Here is a 1993-nt window from a genome sequence, read left to right as displayed (position 1 = left end):
CATTGCGTGGTGGGGGAGCCCTCCAGCGCCGAGATCTTCGGGGACATGATCAAGATCGGCCGCCGCGGCTCGATCAATGTCGAGATCGTGGTTGAGGGCGTCCAGGGCCACGTCGCCTATCCGCACCGCGCCGCCAATCCGATTCCCGTGCTGGTCGCCCTGCTGCACCGCCTGTCGGAACACGAGCTGGACACCGGTTTCCTGGGCTTCCAGCCCTCGAACCTGGAGGTCACCACGGTGGATGTGGGCAACGCGACCACCAACCTCATCCCGGCCTCCGCCAAGGCCCGGCTGAACATCCGCTTCAACCCCAACCACACCGGTCAGAGCCTGGCCGACTGGATCGAGGGTGAGGCCCGCGAGGCCCTGGCCGGCTTCCAGGGCAATATCGTGGTGACGCCGTCCATCAGCGGCGAGGCCTTCCTCACCGAGCCCGGCCCCTTCACCGACGTGGTGGCCGCCGCCGTGGCCGACATCACCGGCAAGGGCCCCGAACTCTCCACCACCGGCGGCACCTCGGACGCCCGCTTCATCCGGGCCCTGTGCCCGGTCGTCGAGCTGGGCCTGGTGGGCAAGACGATGCACGCCGTCGACGAACGCGCGCCGGTCTCGGAGATCCATCAACTGCAGGCGGTCTATGAGCGTCTGATCGAACGCTACTTCCAGGCCTTCAAGGCCTAGTACCTGACCGCCGTCAGATACAGCCCATCGGCCGGCGCCACCGGCCCGCAGGCCGTGCGATCGCGCGCCTCCAGAGCCGCCCGCACGTCCTCGACCTCCCAGCGGCCGACGCCCACCTCGGCGATGGTGCCGGTCATGGAGCGGACCTGCCGGTGCAGGAAGGAGCGCGAGGCGAACTCCAGCACCACCTCGTCGCCCTCGCGGCGAACCCGCGCGAAATCCATGGTCTTCATCGGCGACTTGGCCTGGCAGGCGAGGTCGCGGAAGGTGGTGAAGTCGTGGTGGCCGATCAGGGTCTGGGCCGCCGCATTCATGGCCTCGGCGTCCAGCGGCTTCCTCACATGCCAGACCCGGCCCCGGTCCAGGGCCGGCGGGCTCTCGCGGTTGAGGATACGATAGAGGTAGCGCCGCTCCGTCGCCGAGAACCGGGCGTGCCAGTCGCCCGTGGCGATCTCGCAGTCCAGCACCGCGATCGGCTCGGGGACAAGGTGGGCGTTGATGGCGTTGCGCACCACCTCCGGCCGCCAGTCCTTCTCGAGGTCGATGTGGATGACCTGCCCCAGCGCATGGACACCGGTGTCGGTGCGCCCCGCCGCATTGACACGCACGTCCTGGCCGCAGAAGGCGTGGGCCGCTCGCTCCAGGGAGCCCTGCACGGTGGGCAGGTCGGCCTGGGCCTGGAACCCTTTGTAGGGCCGGCCATCATATTCGATGGTCATGCGGTAGCGGGGCATCAGAGAACGACCGTCCCCGCCGCCACCGGCAGGCCACGCAGGAAGACCTCGGCTTCCTGGGGGCCCCTGCCCTCCCGCTGCACCCGCAGCAGGCGTACAGCGCCCTCGCCACAGGCGATCAGCAGCCTCTCATCGAGAACCTGTCCGGGGGCTCCGGACCCCTCCTCCACCTGGGACAGCAGGGCCTTCACCCGCACCGGTCCCTTCTCGGTGGGCAGTTCGAACCAGGCGCCCGGGAAGGGCGACAGGCCGCGGATCTTGCGGTCGATCTCCGCGGCGGGTTTGGTCCAGCGCAGCCGCGCCTCCTTGGGGCGGATCTTCTTGGCGTAGGTCAGGCCGTCCTCGGCCTGCGGCGTGGCGATCGCCTCACCCTTGGCCACTGCGGCCATGGTGCGCACCAGCAGGTCCGCGCCCACGGCCGCCAAGCGGTCATGCAGGGTCCCGGCGGTCTCCAGGGCGTCGATGCGCAGGGTCTCCGAGGCCAGGACCGGCCCCTCGTCCAGGCCCTCGGTCATGCGCATGACCTCGACCCCGGTCACCCGGTCGCCGGCCATGATCGCGCGCTGGATCGGCGCGGC

General features: G+C 70.0%; 3 protein-coding genes. 1 reads left to right on the top strand and 2 read right to left on the bottom strand.

Translation table 11 applies throughout. The annotated features are described in order from the left end of the window. Positions 1 to 681, top strand: a 681-nt coding sequence (locus RMO97_RS18945; RefSeq protein ID WP_310542565.1) for a M20/M25/M40 family metallo-hydrolase, incomplete at its 5' end; no start/stop codon positions are given. Here the strand turns inward: RMO97_RS18945 and truA are convergent. Continuing rightward, entirely contained in the window at positions 678 to 1415 is a 738-nt protein-coding gene (gene truA / locus RMO97_RS18940; protein WP_310542564.1) for a tRNA pseudouridine(38-40) synthase TruA, read from the bottom strand. The two genes, RMO97_RS18945 and truA, sit on opposite strands and share 4 nt — an antisense overlap. Further along, positions 1415 to 1993, bottom strand: a 579-nt coding sequence (locus RMO97_RS18935) for a methionyl-tRNA formyltransferase (protein ID WP_310542563.1), incomplete at its 5' end; no start/stop codon positions are given. The genes RMO97_RS18935 and truA, both read right to left, overlap by 1 nt.

It is taken from the genome of Phenylobacterium sp., assembly GCF_031425575.1.
In the GTDB taxonomy this organism is placed as follows: Bacteria; Pseudomonadota; Alphaproteobacteria; order Caulobacterales; family Caulobacteraceae; genus Phenylobacterium.
The sequence above is the reverse complement of the archived record's forward strand: the minus strand, read 5'-3'. Positions and strand labels throughout refer to the sequence as shown.